At 71.2% G+C, this 16,559-nt stretch carries 12 protein-coding genes and 1 pseudogene; all 13 read left to right on the forward strand.

All coding sequences use genetic code 11. The annotated features are described in order from the left end of the window. Nucleotides 1-127 precede the first annotated feature (127 nt). Complete coding sequence (folC, locus tag AC02VZ_RS00490) at nt 128-1,648, forward strand: bifunctional tetrahydrofolate synthase/dihydrofolate synthase (RefSeq protein WP_432056752.1); 1,521 nt, start codon at nt 128-130, stop codon at nt 1,646-1,648. 7 nt (nt 1,649-1,655) lie between these two features. Beyond that, nucleotides 1,656-2,006, forward strand: a complete 351-nt coding sequence (locus tag AC02VZ_RS00495) for a DUF4233 domain-containing protein (RefSeq protein ID WP_432056751.1) — start codon at nt 1,656-1,658, stop codon at nt 2,004-2,006. A 66-nt stretch (nt 2,007-2,072) separates the two neighbouring features. Beyond that, nucleotides 2,073-2,486 carry a nucleoside-diphosphate kinase gene (gene ndk / locus AC02VZ_RS00500; protein WP_432056750.1) on the forward strand — a complete coding sequence of 138 codons (414 nt, stop codon included), beginning with the start codon at nt 2,073-2,075 and terminating at the stop codon, nt 2,484-2,486. A gap of 293 nt (nt 2,487-2,779) precedes the next feature. Continuing rightward, nucleotides 2,780-3,799: a rod shape-determining protein gene (locus tag AC02VZ_RS00505; protein WP_024887540.1), complete on the forward strand. Its 1,020-nt coding sequence runs from the start codon at nt 2,780-2,782 to the stop codon at nt 3,797-3,799. Nucleotides 3,800-3,987: 188 nt separating this feature from the next. Continuing rightward, complete coding sequence (gene mreC, locus AC02VZ_RS00510) at nt 3,988-4,929, forward strand: rod shape-determining protein MreC (protein WP_476474212.1); 942 nt, start codon at nt 3,988-3,990, stop codon at nt 4,927-4,929. A 13-nt stretch (nt 4,930-4,942) separates the two neighbouring features. After that, nucleotides 4,943-5,614, forward strand: a complete 672-nt coding sequence (mreD, locus tag AC02VZ_RS00515) for a rod shape-determining protein MreD (protein ID WP_432056748.1) — start codon at nt 4,943-4,945, stop codon at nt 5,612-5,614. 220 nt (nt 5,615-5,834) lie between these two features. Continuing rightward, nucleotides 5,835-8,270 (forward strand): penicillin-binding protein 2, encoded by a 2,436-nt coding sequence (gene mrdA, locus AC02VZ_RS00520; RefSeq protein ID WP_476474213.1) that lies wholly within the window; start codon nt 5,835-5,837, stop codon nt 8,268-8,270. Next, a complete protein-coding gene (gene rodA / locus AC02VZ_RS00525; RefSeq protein WP_432056746.1) occupies nt 8,267-9,469 on the forward strand; it encodes a rod shape-determining protein RodA in 1,203 nt (400 codons plus the stop codon). Before mrdA ends, rodA begins: the two co-directional genes overlap by 4 nt. 80 nt (nt 9,470-9,549) lie before the next feature. Next, a complete protein-coding gene (locus AC02VZ_RS00530) occupies nt 9,550-11,121 on the forward strand; it encodes a CYTH and CHAD domain-containing protein (RefSeq protein WP_476474214.1) in 1,572 nt (523 codons plus the stop codon). Nucleotides 11,122-11,217: 96 nt separating this feature from the next. After that, nucleotides 11,218-13,182, forward strand: coding sequence for a TIGR03960 family B12-binding radical SAM protein (locus AC02VZ_RS00535; protein ID WP_476474215.1), 1,965 nt, complete (start codon nt 11,218-11,220; stop codon nt 13,180-13,182). A gap of 365 nt (nt 13,183-13,547) precedes the next feature. Further along, nucleotides 13,548-13,718 carry a hypothetical protein gene (locus AC02VZ_RS00540; RefSeq protein WP_476474216.1) on the forward strand — a complete coding sequence of 57 codons (171 nt, stop codon included), beginning with the start codon at nt 13,548-13,550 and terminating at the stop codon, nt 13,716-13,718. A 304-nt stretch (nt 13,719-14,022) separates the two neighbouring features. After that, complete coding sequence (locus AC02VZ_RS00545) at nt 14,023-15,066, forward strand: hypothetical protein (RefSeq protein WP_432056742.1); 1,044 nt, start codon at nt 14,023-14,025, stop codon at nt 15,064-15,066. Nucleotides 15,067-15,252: 186 nt separating this feature from the next. Continuing rightward, nucleotides 15,253-16,104, forward strand: a pseudogene (locus AC02VZ_RS00550) (MHYT domain-containing protein); the annotation flags it as partial. Between the last annotated feature and the right edge of the window lie 455 nt (nt 16,105-16,559).

Raw genomic sequence — 16,559 nt, forward strand, 5'->3', positions numbered from 1 at the left:
CGGGCCCGTCCCCGCACGGTCGCCGGGCCCGTCCCCGTCCGTCCTCCGGGCCCGTCCCCGCACGGTCGCCGACGTCCCCCGGAGCCTTCGCCGCGTCCGCCGGCGGCCCTTCCGTAGACTGGCCCCCGTGAGCGACCTCCCCCCGAACAGCGACGCCGGCGAGCCCGACCCCCTCGACTCCTTCGAGGAGATCATCGAGGCCGAGACCAGCCGCGACCCCGACCTCGCGGTGATCGAGGCCGGCAGCCGCACCCTGCGCACCCAGGGCGGACCGCCCGAGGCCGACGTGCCCGCACGGCCGGCCGACCCGGAGGTCGACCGGGCGCTCCGCGAGGTCGAGACCGAGCTGGCCACCCGCTGGGGCGAGACCAAACTGGAGCCGTCGGTCGACCGGATCGCCGCACTGATGGACGTCCTGGGCGAGCCGCAGCGCGCGTACCCGTCGGTCCACATCACCGGCACCAACGGCAAGACCTCCACCGCCCGCATGATCGAGGCCCTGTTCGGCGCCTTCGAGCTGCGCACCGGCCGGTACACCTCGCCCCACGTGCAGTCGGTCACCGAGCGCATCAGCCTCGACGGGGCGCCGATCTCCGCCGAGCGGTTCGTGGAGACGTACCGCGACATCGCGCCCTACGTCGAGATGACCGACGCCCGGCAGGAGTACCGGCTGTCCTTCTTCGAGGTGCTGACCGGCATGGCGTACGCCGCCTTCGCCGACGCGCCGGTGGACGTCGCCGTCGTCGAGGTCGGCATGGGCGGCACCTGGGACGCGACCAACGTCATCGACGCCGACGTCGCCGTCGTCACGCCGATAGACCTCGACCACACCGACCGCCTCGGCACCACGCACGCCGAGATCGCCGGTGAGAAGGCCGGGATCATCAAGCCCGACGCCACGGTGATCATGGCGCAGCAGCCGGTGGACGCGGCCCAGGTGCTGCTGAAGAAGGCCGTGGAGGCGGACGCCACGGTGGCCCGCGAGGGCCTGGAGTTCGGCGTGGTGTCCCGGCAGATCGCGGTCGGCGGGCAGTTGCTGACGCTGCGCGGCCTGGGCGGCGAGTACCCCGAGGTGTACCTGCCGCTGCACGGCGCCCACCAGGCGCACAACGCGGCCGTGGCGCTCGCCGCCGTGGAGGCGTTCTTCGGCGTCGGCGCCCAGCGTGCCGAGCCGCTCGACCTCGACACCGTGCGCAAGGCGTTCGCCTCGGTGGCCTCGCCCGGCCGCCTGGAGGTCGTGCGCCGCTCGCCCACCGTCGTGCTGGACGCCGCCCACAACCCGGCGGGCGCGCGGGCCGCCGCCGCGGCGGTGGGGGAGGCGTTCCAGTTCACCCGGCTCATCGGGGTCGTCGGCGCCAGCGGCGACAAGAACGTGCGCGGGCTGCTGGAGGCGTTCGAGCCGGTCTTCGCCGAGGTCGTCGTCACCCAGAACTCCACCCACCGCGCGATGGACGCCGACGCCCTGGCCGCGGTCGCGGTGGAGGTGTTCGGCGAGGACCGCGTCCAGGTGGAGCCGCGGCTGCCGGACGCGCTGGAGTCGGCGATCACACTGGCCGAGGAGGAGGGCGAGTTCGCCGGCGGCGGCGTCCTCGTCACCGGTTCCGTCATCACGGTCGGCGAGGCCCGGCTGCTCCTGGGGAAGGGCTGAGAATCCGTTGCGTACGCTCTGCGCGTCGACGCTGATCGGCGAGGTCTTCATCATCGGCTTCGCCGGACTCGTCGCCATGAAGGACCCGGACATGTCCATGAGCACGGTGTGGACGGTGTGCGGTGTCGCCATGGTCCTGTGCGTGCTGCTGTGCGGCATGATCACCCGGCCGGGCGGGGTCGCCCTCGGCTGGGCCCTGCAGATCGCCCTGATCGCCTCAGGGTTCGTCGTCCCGACGATGTTCTTCCTCGGCGCGGTCTTCGCGGCCCTGTGGTGGGCTTCGGTGCATTACGGGCGAAAGGTGGACGAGGCGAAGGCCCGGTTCGCCGCGCAGGGGGACCAGCCTGACGCTGCGTGACCAGGGCCGCGACACGCCGGGTAATCTCGTGTCCCCGCACATCTTTGACCCGCAAGGAGCTCCGCCGTGACCCAGCGCACCCTCGTCCTCCTCAAGCCCGACGCCGTCCGTCGTGGCCTGACCGGCGAGATCATCAGCCGCATCGAGCGGAAGGCCGGCTGGCGGATCACCGCGCTGGAGCTGCGCACCCTGGACCAGGAGACGCTGGAGCAGCACTACGGCGAGCACCGGGGCAAGCCCTTCTACGAGCCGCTGATGGAGTTCATGGCGTCCGGCCCGGTCGTCGCGCTGATCGTCGAGGGTGACCGGGTCATCGAGGGCGTGCGCCAACTGGCCGGTCCGACCGACCCGATCGCCGCCGCGCCCGGCTCCATCCGCGGCGACTTCGGGGTCATCGTGCGGGAGAACCTCATCCACGCCTCGGACTCGGAGGAGTCCGCCGAGCGCGAGGTGAAGATCTTCTTCCCGGGCCGCGCGTAACGATCTCGTCGCGCCGGTGCGCGGCGGCTTCGACCGCCTGTCGGATGGTCTGGGGGTTTTGCCCCCGGACCATTTCTGGCATATGCGCGGCGTTCGGGGGAACGCATGCCCCCGATGGCCCGTCTGCACAAGCAGTGCGGGGCGCCGTCCGGTGACAATGGCGAAGACCCTCGCACAGTGTTCGCGACGGCGCGTCTACCATGGAAGCCATCGCGTCACCGCACCCACCTCGCCGACCTGAAAAGCCCTCAAAAGCTCGTGGGAAGGCCAGACGAATCCTGATGGGGAACTCAATGTCGTTCATCGGCCGTGACATGGCTGTCGACCTCGGGACCGCCAACACGCTGGTGTACGTCAGGGGTCGCGGGATCGTACTCAACGAGCCGTCCGTCGTGGCGATCAACACCAACACCGGCGGCATCCTCGCCGTCGGTGCCGAAGCGAAGAAGATGATCGGGCGCACCCCGGGCAACATCGTCGCCGTGCGTCCGCTGAAGGACGGCGTCATCGCCGACTTCGAGATCACCGAGCGGATGCTCCGCTACTTCATCCTGAAGATCCACAAGCGGCGGTATCTGGCTCGTCCGCGGGTCGTCGTCTGTGTGCCCTCGGGCATCACCGGCGTCGAGCGCCGCGCCGTCATCGAGGCGTCGTCCCAGGCCGGCGCCCGTCAGGTGCACATCATCGAGGAGCCCATGGCCGCGGCCATCGGCTCCGGCCTGCCGGTCCACGAGGCCACGGGCAACATGGTGGTGGACATCGGCGGCGGCACCACGGAGGTCGCGGTCATCTCCCTCGGCGGCATCGTCACCGCCCAGTCGATCCGCGTCGCGGGCGACGAACTGGACAACGCGATCATCCAGCACATCAAGAAGGAGTACTCGCTGCTGCTGGGTGAGCGATCGGCCGAACAGATCAAGATCACGATCGGTTCGGCGTACGACCTGGACACCGACGAGCACACCGAGATCCGCGGCCGTGACCTGGTGTCCGGGCTGCCCAAGACCGTCGTCATCTCCGCCGCCGAGGTGCGCAAGGCGATCGAGGAGCCGGTCAACGCCATCGTCGACGCGGTCAAGACGACCCTCGACAAGTGCCCGCCGGAGCTGTCCGGCGACATCATGGACCGCGGAATCGTTCTGACCGGCGGCGGAGCACTGCTGCGCGGCCTCGACGAACGACTGCGCCGCGAGACCGGCATGCCGATCCACATCGCGGAGGACCCGCTGGACAGCGTGGCCCTCGGCTCCGGCAAGTGCGTCGAGGAGTTCGAGGCGCTGCAGCAGGTGCTGGACGCCCAGCCGCGCAGATGACACGCCTCTTCGATTCCGCCGTACGGGACGATCTCCTCTCGTGCGGCGGATCGCTGATATAGAGGCATCAGCTCCCGCCCCGGGCCGGCCGTCCGGACGGGGGCGGCAGCACCCGCACACCACATCACCCATCCGAACCAACCGACACCTCATACCCGCTCTCGACGAGGAAGGCACGGCCGCCGCACGTGAGGGACACACGAGAGAGCCGGCTGCTCCTGGTGCTGCTGATCGCCATCGCGTTCGCACTGATCACGGTGGACATCCGCGGCGGGGAGGACTCGCCGGTCGACGGTGCCCGGGGGGCCGCGGCGACGGTCTTCGGCCCCATCGAGAACGGCGTCTCCAGCGCGGTCGATCCGATCGGCAACGCCGTCTCCGCGATCCGCGCCTCCGGTGAGCGCCACGACCGGCTCGCCCGCCTGGAGCAGGAGAACGCGGCCCTCAAGGCCGAACTCGGCAGCGACGACCGCAACCGCAGTCGCCTCAAGCAGCTCGACAAGATGCTCAAGGTGGCCGGCCAGGGCCAGTACGGCATCAAGGGCGCCCAGGTCATCGCCATAGGAGCGGCCCAGGGCTTCTCCTGGACCGTCACCATCGACGCCGGCGCCAACGACGGCATCGAACGCGACATGACCGTCCTCAACGGCGACGGTCTCGTCGGGCGCGTCACCACCGTCGGCCCGAACACCGCGACCGTCCTGCTCGCCAGCGACCCCGACTTCACCGTCGGCACCCGCATGGAGGACAGCGACGAACTCGGCTTCGCCTCCGGTCAGGGCGACCGCCCGCTGCGCGTGGAACTGCTCAACGGCAAGGCCGAGATCAAGAAGGGCGACCGGCTGGTCACCTTCGGCTCGCAGGCCGACAAGCCCTTCGTGCCCGGCGTCCCGGTCGGCGTGGTCTCCCGCGTCGACCCCTCCGGCGGCGACCTGACCCGCACCGTCTACGTCACGCCCTTCGTCGGCTTCACCAAGCTCGACATCGTCGGCGTCGTCGTCCAGGCCCCCGAGAAGGACCCGCGCGACACGGTGCTGCCCCGCAAGGCCGAGCCGACCCCCACGCCGACCGTGACGGTGACCGTCACCCCGTCCGCCCCGGCCGACGGCCAGTACCAGCCAGAGCAGTAGGAGCTGTCACCCCATGCGCGTCAACCGGATCCTGCTCTCCAGCGCACTGATCGTCGTCGCCCTGGTGCTCCAGGTGAGCGTCCTCGCCCGCCTCCACCTGCCCGGCGCCGTCCCCGACCTGCTGCTGCTCACCGTCCTCGGCCTGGCCCTGGTCTACGGCCACGTCGGCGGCGCCCTCGTCGGCTTCTCCGCCGGCCTCCTCGCGGACCTCGCCCCGCCCGCCGACCACGCCGCCGGCCGCTACGCGCTCGTGCTGTGCGTCATCGGCTACCTCGCCGGACTGGTCAAACCCGAGACCGGCCAGGTCAAGTCGGCCACCGGCCCCATGGTCGTGGTCGTCGCGGCCGCCGTCGGCTCCACCCTCCTGTACGCGGGGGTCGGCGCCCTCGTCGGCGACACCGCCGCCCGCCATGTCGGCCTCGGCAGCCTGCTGTTCACCGCCGCCCTGTACGACCTGCTGCTCGCCCCGTTCGTCGTTCCGGGCGTGATGGCCCTGGCCAGACGCGCGGACAACGACCCGCTCGCCGAGAACACCTCCACCAAGTCCGGCGGCGACATCGCCTCCGGCTGGCTCTCCGGCGGCACCGGCCTGCGCATCGGCGGCCAGCGCGGCGGCATGCGGGTCAAGGCCGCCCGGGCGCGGGTGGCCCGCGCGGGACGCATCAAGGGGGTCAAGCGCCTGTGAACAGCGCGAAGTTCACCCGCACGGGTGAGGCGCGGCGGAACCCGGACCGGGACACCGGCCGTTCCACACCCGTACGCACTCACACGACCCGCACCGACACGTCCCGCATTCCCACGTCCCGCACCTTCCGGTTCGGCACCGACACGTTCCGCACGCGCACGTCACCCGCGTCCGCGTCACCCGCACCCACGTCCACGCAGCGAGAGGGGGAGAAGCCCGCGTGACCAACATCCCCGAGACCGGCCGCAGCCCACGCGTCCAGATCCGGCTCGTCGTCATCCAGGTCCTCGTCGTCTCCCTCCTCGCCACCCTCGGCGGGCGCCTGTGGTACCTCCAGATCCGTGAGGGCGCCGAGTACGCCAAGGAGGCGTCCGGCAACCACGTCCAGCAGGTCGTCCAGCCCGCCGTGCGCGGCTCCATCCTGGACGCCCGCGGCGTCGCCCTCGCCGACAACGAGACCCGGCTGGTCGTCTCCGCCTCCCGCACCGACCTGATGAAGATGAAGGACGACGGCAAGGCGGTCCTCACCAAGCTGGCCGGCGTCCTCGGCATGGCCCCCAAGGAGGTCATGGAGAAGGTCCGGCTGTGCGACGCCAAGACCCCCCAGCCCTGCTGGAACGGCTCGCCCTACCAGCCCATCCCCATCACCGACGAGGCCACCCCGAAGCAGGCCCTGCAGATCCGCGAGCGCGCCGAGGACTTCCCCGGCATCACCGCCGAACCCCAGGCCGTCCGCCGCTACGCGAGCCCCGGCAAGTCCAACACCGCCCAGGTCCTCGGCTACCTCTCACCCGTCACCGACGAGGAGATCACCAAGGCCCAGGACACCGACTCGCCCTACCTGCGCTCCGACATGGTCGGCCGCTCCGGCCTGGAACGGCAGTACGACAAGCAGCTGCGCGGCAAGGCCGGCGTCACCCGGTACGAGGTCGACAAGCTGGGCCGCGTCATCGGCCGGGCCCAGTCCGACCCCGCCGAACCCGGCGCCAACCTCGTCACCAGCATCGACGCCCGCGTCCAGCGCGTCGCCGAGTACGAGCTGAACGAGGCGATGAAGGCCGCCCGCAAGGAGCACGACCGCAACACCAACCGCAACTACGAGGCCGACTCCGGCGCCGTCGTCGTCATGGAGGCCAAGACCGGCCGCGTCGTCGCCATGGCGTCCAACCCGACCTACGACCCCAACGCCTGGGTCGGCGGCATCTCCTCCAAGGACTACGCGCGCCTCACCGGCAAGAACAGCAACTACCCGCTGCTCAACCGCGCCATCCAGGGCCAGTCCGCCCCCGGCTCCATCTTCAAGGTCATCCCCACGGCCGCCGCGATCAACGCCGGCTACTCCTTCGACGGCCCCTACGAGTGCTCCAGCTCGTACTCCATCGGCGGCCAGGTCTTCAAGAACTTCGAGTCCCAGAGCTTCGGCGGCATCAGCCTCGGCCGGGCCCTGGAGGTCTCCTGCGACACCGTCTTCTACCGCCTCTCCCACCAGGAGTGGAAGCGCGACGGCGGCAACAAGCCCAAGAAGAACGCCAACGACTGGTTCTACAAGACCGCCCACCAGTTCGGCCTCGGCCAGGAGACCGGCATCGACCTGCCCAACGAGGTCACCGGCCGCGTCCCCGACCGCCAGTGGAAGGCCGACTACTGGAAGGCCAACAAGGACGCCTGGTGCAAGACCGGCAAGAAGGGCGGCACCTACGCCGAGCAGATCGCCTACGAGAACTGCCTCGAAGGCAACCGCCTGCGCGCCGGTGACTCCGTCAACTACTCCATCGGCCAGGGCGACACCCTCGTCACCCCCATCCAGATGGCCTCCGTCTACGCCGCCCTGTCCAACGGCGGCACCATGCTCACGCCCACCGTCGGCAAGGCCGTCATCAGCCCCGACGGCAAGACCGTCACGGAGATCGAGCCCGAGGCGCAGGGCAAGCTGCCGATGACCAAGGCGACCCTGAAGCGGATAGACGAAGCCCTGGAAGGCGTCGCCACCCGCGGTACGGCCGCCTGGCGCTTCGGCGGCTGGCCGCAGGACGAGATCCCCATGCACGCCAAGACCGGCACCGCCGAGGTCTACGGCAAGCAGACCACCTCCTGGTTCGCCACCTACACCAAGGACTACGCGATCGTCATGACGATCGCCCAGGGTGGTACGGGCTCCGGCGCCTCCGGCCCCGCCGTCCGCAACATCTACAACGCGCTGTACGGCGTCTCCCCGGACGGCGAGATCGACAAGAAGAAGGCGCTGCTGCCCACCCCGCAGAAGAAGCTGCCCACCATCCGCACGGACGGCACCATCGCCTCCCCGAAGATCGCCAAGGACCCGGTCAAGGAACTCCAGGCCGCCCAGAAGGCCGCCCAGGAAGGCGAGGGCACCCCGGACGGCGGCACGGCCCCCGACGACGGCGGGCAGGACGCCACCGTCAACACACCCCCGCCCGCCAACCGCGACACCCGCCGCCGGGACGCCCGCCGCGGCCCGGGCCGACGCGGCACCGGACGCGGCGGAGATCCCGCCCGCCCCGGCCGCGGAAGCGGCGGCGACGGCCGAGGCGGTGACGGCCGGACACCCGACGGCCCACGCGACCGCGGCGCCCCACCCCGGGCCACCGCACCACGGCGCCCGCGCGGCCAGGCACGCAGGAGGTCCGCGACATGACCGGCGGCGTCAACAGCTTCCAGGTCTCCGGATACGGACCCGAGCGGGGCGGATGGACCCGCATCTTCGCCCGCGACTCCCTCGCCCGGCGCCTCGACTGGCCGATACTGCTGTCGGCCCTCGCCCTGTCGCTGCTCGGCTCCCTCCTGGTCTACTCGGCGACCCGCAACCGCACCGAACTCAACCAGGGCGACCCGTACTACTTCCTGGTCCGGCACTGGCTGAACACCGGCATCGGACTCGCCCTCATGATCGGCGCCATCTGGCTCGGGCACCGCACCCTGCGCACCGCCGTGCCCGTCCTCTACGGCGCCTCCGTCTTCCTGATCCTGCTGGTGCTCACGCCCCTGGGCTCCACCATCAACGGCGCCCACTCCTGGATCAAGCTGCCCGGCGGCTTCTCCCTGCAGCCCTCCGAGTTCGTCAAGCTGACGATCATCCTCGGCATGGCCATGCTGCTCGCGGCCCGGGTCGACGCGGGGGACAAACCCCACCCCGACCACCGCACCGTCCTGCAGGCCCTCGGCCTCGCCGTCGTCCCGATGCTGATCGTGATGCTGATGCCCGACCTCGGGTCGGTCATGGTCATGGTCATCATCGTGCTCGGTGTGCTGCTCGCCTCCGGAGCCTCCAACCGCTGGGTCTTCGGCCTGCTCGGCGCCGGGGCCATCGGCGCCGTCACCGTCTGGCAGCTCGGCATCCTGGACGAGTACCAGATCAACCGCTTCGCCGCCTTCGCCAACCCCGAACTCGACCCGGCCGGCGTCGGCTACAACACCAACCAGGCCCGCATCGCCATCGGCTCCGGCGGCCTGACCGGCTCCGGCCTCTTCAAGGGCTCCCAGACCACCGGCCAGTTCGTGCCCGAACAGCAGACCGACTTCGTCTTCACCGTCGCCGGCGAGGAACTCGGCTTCGTCGGCGGCGCCCTCATCATCGCCCTGCTCGGCATCATCCTCTGGCGCGCCTGCCGCATCGCCCGCGACGCCACCGACCTCTACGGCACCATCATCGCCGCCGGCATCGTCGCCTGGTTCGCCTTCCAGACCTTCGAGAACATCGGCATGACCCTCGGCATCATGCCCGTCACCGGCCTCCCCCTGCCCTTCGTCTCCTACGGCGGCTCCTCCATGTTCGCCGTCTGGCTCGCCGTCGGACTCCTGCAGTCCCTCCGCGTCCAACGCCCCATGTCCGCCTGACCGGCGCACATCACCCGGACAGCCGGGTGCGGAGCGGCGGCCCCCTGCCACTCCGCACCCCCGGCGACTACAGTCACGTCATGGCGGACACCAAGCGCGAGATCGAGCGGAAATACGAAGCGACCGACGGCCGGCTGCCCGACCTGACCGGCGTCCCCGGTGTCGCATCCGTCGCCGACCGCGGCGTCGCCCACCTCGACGCCACCTACTACGACACCGCCGACGAACGCCTCGCCGCGGCCTCCATCACCCTGCGCCGCCGCACCGGAGGCTCCGACGCCGGCTGGCACCTCAAGTTCCCCGTCGCCCCCGGAGTACGGGACGAGATCCAGGCCCCCCTCTCCGACGACCTCCCCGAGAGCCTCGCCCGCCTCGTCCGCTCCCGCGTCCGCGACCGCGCCGTCACCCCCCTGGTCCGCCTGCGCTCCGACCGCGACGTGCGCCACCTCCTCGACGACGACGGCCGGCTCCTCGCCGAGGCCAGCATCGACACCGTCCACGCCGAACGCCTCACCGGACACGGCGGCACCACCCGGTGGACCGAGATCGAGGTCGAACTCGCCGACGACGGCGACCCCGCCTTCCTCGACCAGGTCGACGAGCACCTGCGCCAAGCCGGCCTGCGCCCCTCCGCCTCGCCCTCCAAACTGGCCCGCGCCCTCACCGCCACGGCCCCCGCCGCCACCGACCCCCGCGCACCCGACAGCGCGGCCCCCGCACCCGCCCCCTCCCCGGCCGCCGCCCCCGGCCACAAGCGCAAGACCCGACCCGTCGGCGAACCCGTCACCGCCGGCGACCACGTCCTCGCCTACGTCCGCGCCCAGCGCGACGCCCTCGTCGACCTCGACCCCGCCGTACGCCAGGACGTCCCCGACGCCGTGCACCGCATGCGCGTCGCCACCCGCCGCCTGCGCAGCACCTTCCGCAGCTTCCGCTCCGTCCTGCACCGCGACACCACCGACCCGATCGGCGCCGACCTGAAGTGGCTGGCCGGCGAACTCGGCCTCGAACGCGACCAGGAAGTCCTCGCCGACCGCCTCACCACCGCCCTCGACGACCTCCCCGACGACCTCGTCCGCGGCCCCGTCCACGACCGCCTCACCACCTGGTCCCGCGCCCGCCGCAGCAGCGCCCACGGCCACGTCACCGGCGTCCTCGACTCCGCCCGCCACCTCGCCCTCCTCGATGCCCTGGACGCCCTCCTCGCCGACCCCCCGCTGCGCAAGAAGGCCCACGCCAAGCCCGCCAAGACCCTCACCCGGGCCCTCCACAAGGACCTCGACAAGCTCTCCGGCCTCGTCACCCGGGCCCTGGACCTCCCGCCCGGCCACGACCGCGACCTCGCCCTCCACGACGCCCGCAAGAAGACCAAACGCACCCGCTACGCCGCCGAAGCCGCCGTCCCCGCCCTCGGCGGCGACGCCAAGGACCTCGTCAAGGCCATGAAGTCCCTCCAGGAACTCCTCGGCGACCACCAGGACAGCGTCATGGCCCGCCGCGCCCTGCGCGAACTCGCCGCCGTCGCCCACGCCGCCGGCGAGGACACCTTCACCTACGGCGTCCTGCACGCCCGCGAGGAACGCCGCGCCGAACTCACCGAAGCGGCCCTCCCGGACACCTGGAGGACGATCACCAGGAACACCGCGTTCTGATCGGCGTGCGGGGGAGCCGTCCGACCGGGTTAGGCTGGATGGTCACCCCTCCCGGCCGCTCCGGGAGACCCCCGTCAGCACACGAAGGTTCGCGAGATGCCTGCCGAAGCCGCCGAGTCTGTGTTCCCGCAGCTCGAAGCGCTCCTCCCGCATGTGCAGAAGCCGATCCAGTACGTCGGCGGAGAGCTCAACTCCACGGTCAAGCCCTGGGACGGCTGCGACGTGCGCTGGGCGCTCATGTACCCCGACGCCTACGAGGTCGGACTGCCCAACCAGGGCGTCATGATCCTGTACGAGGTCCTGAACGAACAGCAGGGCGTCCTCGCCGAGCGCACCTACAGCGTGTGGCCCGACCTCGAAGCCCTGATGCGCGAGCACCGGGTCCCGCAGTTCACCGTGGACAGCCACCGCCCCGTGCGGGCCTTCGACGTGTTCGGCCTGAGCTTCTCCACCGAGCTCGGCTACACCAACATGCTCACCGCGCTGGACCTGGCGGGCATCCCCCTGGAGTCCAGGGACCGCACGCTCGACGACCCCATCGTCGTGGCCGGCGGCCACGCGGCCTTCAACCCCGAGCCCATCGCCGACTTCATCGACTGCGCCGTCATCGGCGACGGCGAGCAGGCCGTCCTGGAGATCACCGCCATCATCCGCGCCTGGAAGGCGGAGGGCCGCCCCGGCGGCCGGGAGGAACTCCTCTTCCGCCTGGCGCGCACCGGCGGCGTCTACGTCCCCGGCTTCTACGACGTCGAGTACCTCCCCGACGGCCGCATCGCCCGCGTCGTCCCCAACCGCTCGGGCGTCCCGTGGCGCGTGTCCAAGCACACCGTCATGGACCTCGACGAGTGGCCCTACCCCAAGCAGCCCCTCGTCCCGCTCGCCGAGACCGTCCACGAACGCATGTCCGTGGAGATCTTCCGCGGCTGCACCCGCGGCTGCCGCTTCTGCCAGGCCGGCATGATCACCCGCCCCGTGCGCGAACGCTCGATCACCGGCATCGGCGACATGGTCGACAAGGGCCTCAAGGCGACCGGCTTCGAGGAGGTGGGCCTGCTCTCCCTGTCCTCCGCGGACCACTCGGAGATCGGCGACATCGCCAAGGGCCTCGCCGACCGCTACGAGGAAGACAAGATCGGACTCTCCCTCCCCTCCACCCGCGTCGACGCCTTCAACATCGACCTGGCCAACGAGCTGACCCGCAACGGCCGCCGCTCCGGCCTCACCTTCGCCCCCGAGGGCGGCTCGGAGCGCATCCGCAAGGTCATCAACAAGATGGTCTCCGAGGACGACCTCATCCGCACCGTCGCCACCGCCTACGGCAACGGCTGGCGCCAGGTCAAGCTGTACTTCATGTGCGGCCTGCCCACCGAGACCGACGACGACGTCCTCCAGATCGCCGACATGGCCACCCGCGTGATCGCCAAGGGCCGTGAGGTCTCCGGCTCCAACGACATCCGCTGCACGGTCTCCATCGGCGGCTTCGTCCCCAAGCCCCACACCCCCTTCCAGTGGGCCCCGCAGCTCTCCGCCGAGGAGACCGACGAGCGCCTGGGCAAGCTGCGCGACAAGATCCGCGGCGACAAGAAGTACGGCCGCTCCATCGGCTTCCGCTACCACGACGGCAAGCCCGGCATCGTCGAGGGCCTCCTCTCCCGCGGTGACCGCCGCATCGGCGCCGTCATTCGCGCCGTCTACGAGGACGGCGGCCGCTTCGACGGCTGGCGCGAGCACTTCTCCTACGACCGCTGGATGGCCTGCGCGGACAAGGCCCTCGCCGAGTTCGGCGTCGACGTCGACTGGTACACCACCCGCGAGCGCACCTACGAGGAGGTCCTGCCCTGGGACCACCTCGACTCCGGTCTCGACAAGGACTGGCTCTGGGAGGACTGGCAGGACGCCCTCGACGAGACCGAGGTCGACGACTGCCGCTGGACGCCGTGCTTCGACTGCGGGGTCTGCCCTCAGATGGACACCAGCATCCAGATCGGCCCGACGGGCAAGAAGCTGCTGCCGCTGACCGTCAAGAACGCGGCACCGGCACCGAGCGGTCACGCCCACTGAGGTGTGCGGCCGGTCCCGTCGGGTGAGCGTGCCCGACGGGGGCGGCCGACACCGTGCGCATGACGGTGCGCATGACCGTGCGCGGAATTGAGTATTCCCTGAGGGAATTGCTCCCGTGGGTGAATGTGGTGCAGCGATTCGGCTCGAAATGCGGGGTGGCGTCATGGTGTGGTCGGAGCTGACTGTCCCTGATGTTTGAGCGCGAATTCGAGTTTTTCTTTCTCGGCGCCCAGTTGTTTCGGGTCGCGTGAGGTGATGTCCGTGACGTCGCCGATGTGGCCCCTTTGTCCCTCCTCCGGGAGGGCGCGGGGGGCAGCGCACGGGTGATGTCACCTCGGTGAGGACGAAGCTCGGTGGGGGTAGGCGTGAAGGATCTCGTGGGGAAACTGGCGCTGGTGGCCGCCGTCTTCGTGGTTCTGCTGCTGATGCCGGGGGTGGGTTTCGGGCGCGTCGAGATGTCCCTGTGGTGTGCGGCGCTGACCGGATCGCTCGCGTTCGTCGTGTGGCGGCACGGGGTGCGGAAGAGGAACGTGTAGCGCGTCCGTCCCAGCCTTTCTCGTCGCATCCCATCCTTTCCCGCCGCTCGGGTGACTTCCGTGCGAGTTCGGTGCGCATTGTCCGACGATGCCGTTCGATCTCGTTCTCGTTCCGGCTTTTCCTTCGGCTGTTCCGTATTCTCGCCGCGTCTCTCCCGGCGAACGCGGGCGTGAGGAAGGTCCGCCGCCGTGCGTGGTCGGCCGTCACGCCCACGTGAGCGGCCTCGCCTCCCGTCGGAGTGGTGGGCCGCAGTCGCAGGCCAGCGGCGGGATCCGCCGGCCCGCCCCTTGCGTCCCTGCGGGTATGGATCTGGAGAAGCAGGCAGACCCGCGAGGCCGGGCGGTGGCGGAGGGCGAGGGGTGTCTCGCCGTGGCGGTGCGGCTTCCCGTCCGGATCGTGGTGCTGGTGCTGGTCGTGCCGGTGCGGATGGTGTGGGACGCGCTGGTGGTCGCCGGGCGGGTCGTGAACGATGCCGTGCTGCGGCCCGTGGGGCGGGCGTTGGTGTGGCTCGGGCGGGCGGTGTTCGTGTGGCCGCTCGTGGGGGTGTGGCGGTTCGTGCTGGTGCCCCTCGGCGCGGTGCTGGCGTGGCTGGGCAGGGTGCTGGTCGTGGCGCCGGCCGGGTGGCTGTACCGGTGGGTGCTGACGCCGCTGGGGCATGCCGTGCTGTGGGTGTACGCGCGGGTGCTGACGCCGGCCGGGCACGGGGTGCTGTGGGTGCTCCGGGTGGTGGGCGCCGTGTCGTCCGCGATCGCGGGGGGTGTGTACCGGGGGCTGGCGTGGCTGGTGCGGCTCCTGCTCGTGGTGCCGTCGGTGTGGCTGTACACGTGGGTGCTGACCCCGGTCGGGCGGGCGTTGCTGTGGTGTGGCCGGGGGATCGCCCAGGTGGTGGGACTGGTCGTGACCGGGGTCGGCGTGGCGCTGTACTGGCTGGCCAGGGTGGTCCTGGTGCTGCCCGCGCTGGCCGTGTGGCGGTGGGTGCTGGTGCCGGTGGGCCGGGCGCTCGCCGTGGTGGGGCGTGAGGTCCGGGACGCGCTGGTGTACGGATGGCGTGTGGCCGGTCACATCTCGCTCGCCGTCGGGCGCTTCCTGATGGGCCTTCTGCGGTGGACCGTGGTGGAGCCGTCGCGGTGGGTGTACCGGAGCGTGCTGACGCCGGTCGGGCACGTGGTGCGGGACGGTGTGCTGCGGCCGGCGGTGCGGGCGGCCCGGGGGATGGGGCGAGCCGTCCGGGATGCCCTGGTGTCGGCCCGCGCGTCGGCGGGGCGGGTTCGCGCCGACATCCGCCGGGCGCTGCTGGGGCCGGCGGGCGCGGCACGGACGGCCGATCGGCGGAACTCCGGCCGCTGACACCCGTGCCTTTTTGTCTCGTGATGGCGTCATATGTGCCGGTCGTCGGGGTGGTTGTACGTCGACTTCCGGCCGGACTGGCCGATTTACACGTGTAATCTGCAGGGGCGCTACTTCTCGTATGGAAGTCGTACAAGGTGCACGCCTGCCTCCGAGCGTGCACGTCGTTCGAGGGACAGCAGGAACATGCAAGGCACAGTCGACGGCTTCAGCTACGGCCTGGTCACCCCCATAGCGGCGTTCCTCATGGCATGCCTCGGCGGAGCCCTGGGACTGCGGTGCACCACCCGCTCCCTGGGGCGCACGGGCTCATGGAAGCCGGGCTGGCTGGCACTCGGTGCGGCCTCCATCGGCTGTGGCATCTGGACGATGCACTTCATCGCGATGACCGGCTTCTCCATCGAGGAGGTGTCCATCAGCTACGACGTCCCGCTGACCCTGCTCAGCCTGCTGGTCGCGATCGTCGTGGTGGGCATCGGCGTCTTCATCGTCGGCTACCGCGGCACGGGCCGCGTCCCCCTGTCCTGCGCGGGCGTCCTCACCGGGCTCGGCGTCGCGGGCATGCACTACATCGGCATGTGGAGCATGCGGATGCACGGCGAATTCCGCTACGACCCGCTCCTGGTCGGCCTCTCGGTGGTGATCGCCGTCGTGGCGGCCACCGCGGCGCTGTGGGCCGCGGTCACGATCCGCGGCTTCCGCGCCAGCCTCGGCGCCAGCGTCATCATGGGTGTCGCCGTCACCGGCATGCACTACACCGGCATGTCCGCCATGAGCGTGCACCTGCACAGCGGGGAGGCCGGAGCGGGGGCCGCGTCGCTGAGTTCCGTCCTGCTGCCGATGCTGCTCGGTCCCCTGGTCTTCCTGCTCCTCGCCTCGGTCGTCGTGATGTTCGACCCGTTGCTGGTGGCGGGTGAGGACCGCGACCCGGTCGTGCGGGCCCCCCGGCCCGTCCCGAGCCCCGCACTCGACGCCTTCACCCAGCAGTACGCGAGCCCGGCGGCGCCGGGCGGGCCGGCCGCCCCCGGCCCACAGCGGACCTCCGGCCTCGCGGACGACTTCGACTTCGGCTTCCCGGACCGCTCCGGTCTCCCCGGCGACCCCGGATTGGGCGCCCCGGGATTCGGAGGCCCGGGCGGAGCTCCGCGGTCCACCGGGTCCGGCGATCCGCGGCTCGGCTCGTACCACTCCGGGAGCCTCGCCCCGGACGCCCCCGCTCATGGGCCGGGCACCCATGGAGGCGCCGCACATGGCGTCCCCGCACATGGGGCTCCCGCACAGGGAGGCCCGGCACAGGGGGCAGGCGCCCACGGTGTCCCCGCACATGGAGGCCACGCCCACGGAGGCCCCTCACACGGAGGCCCCGCACACGGAGGCCCCGCACAGGGGCCCGGCGTTCATGGTGCTGCTCCTCACGCCGCCGCCCCGGACGACGGGCGCGCCTTCGGCTCCCGTCCACCAGGGCAGGCATGACGGACCCCGTCACGGGGCAC

The sequence above is a fragment of the Streptomyces sp. 3-6 genome (assembly GCF_056323165.1).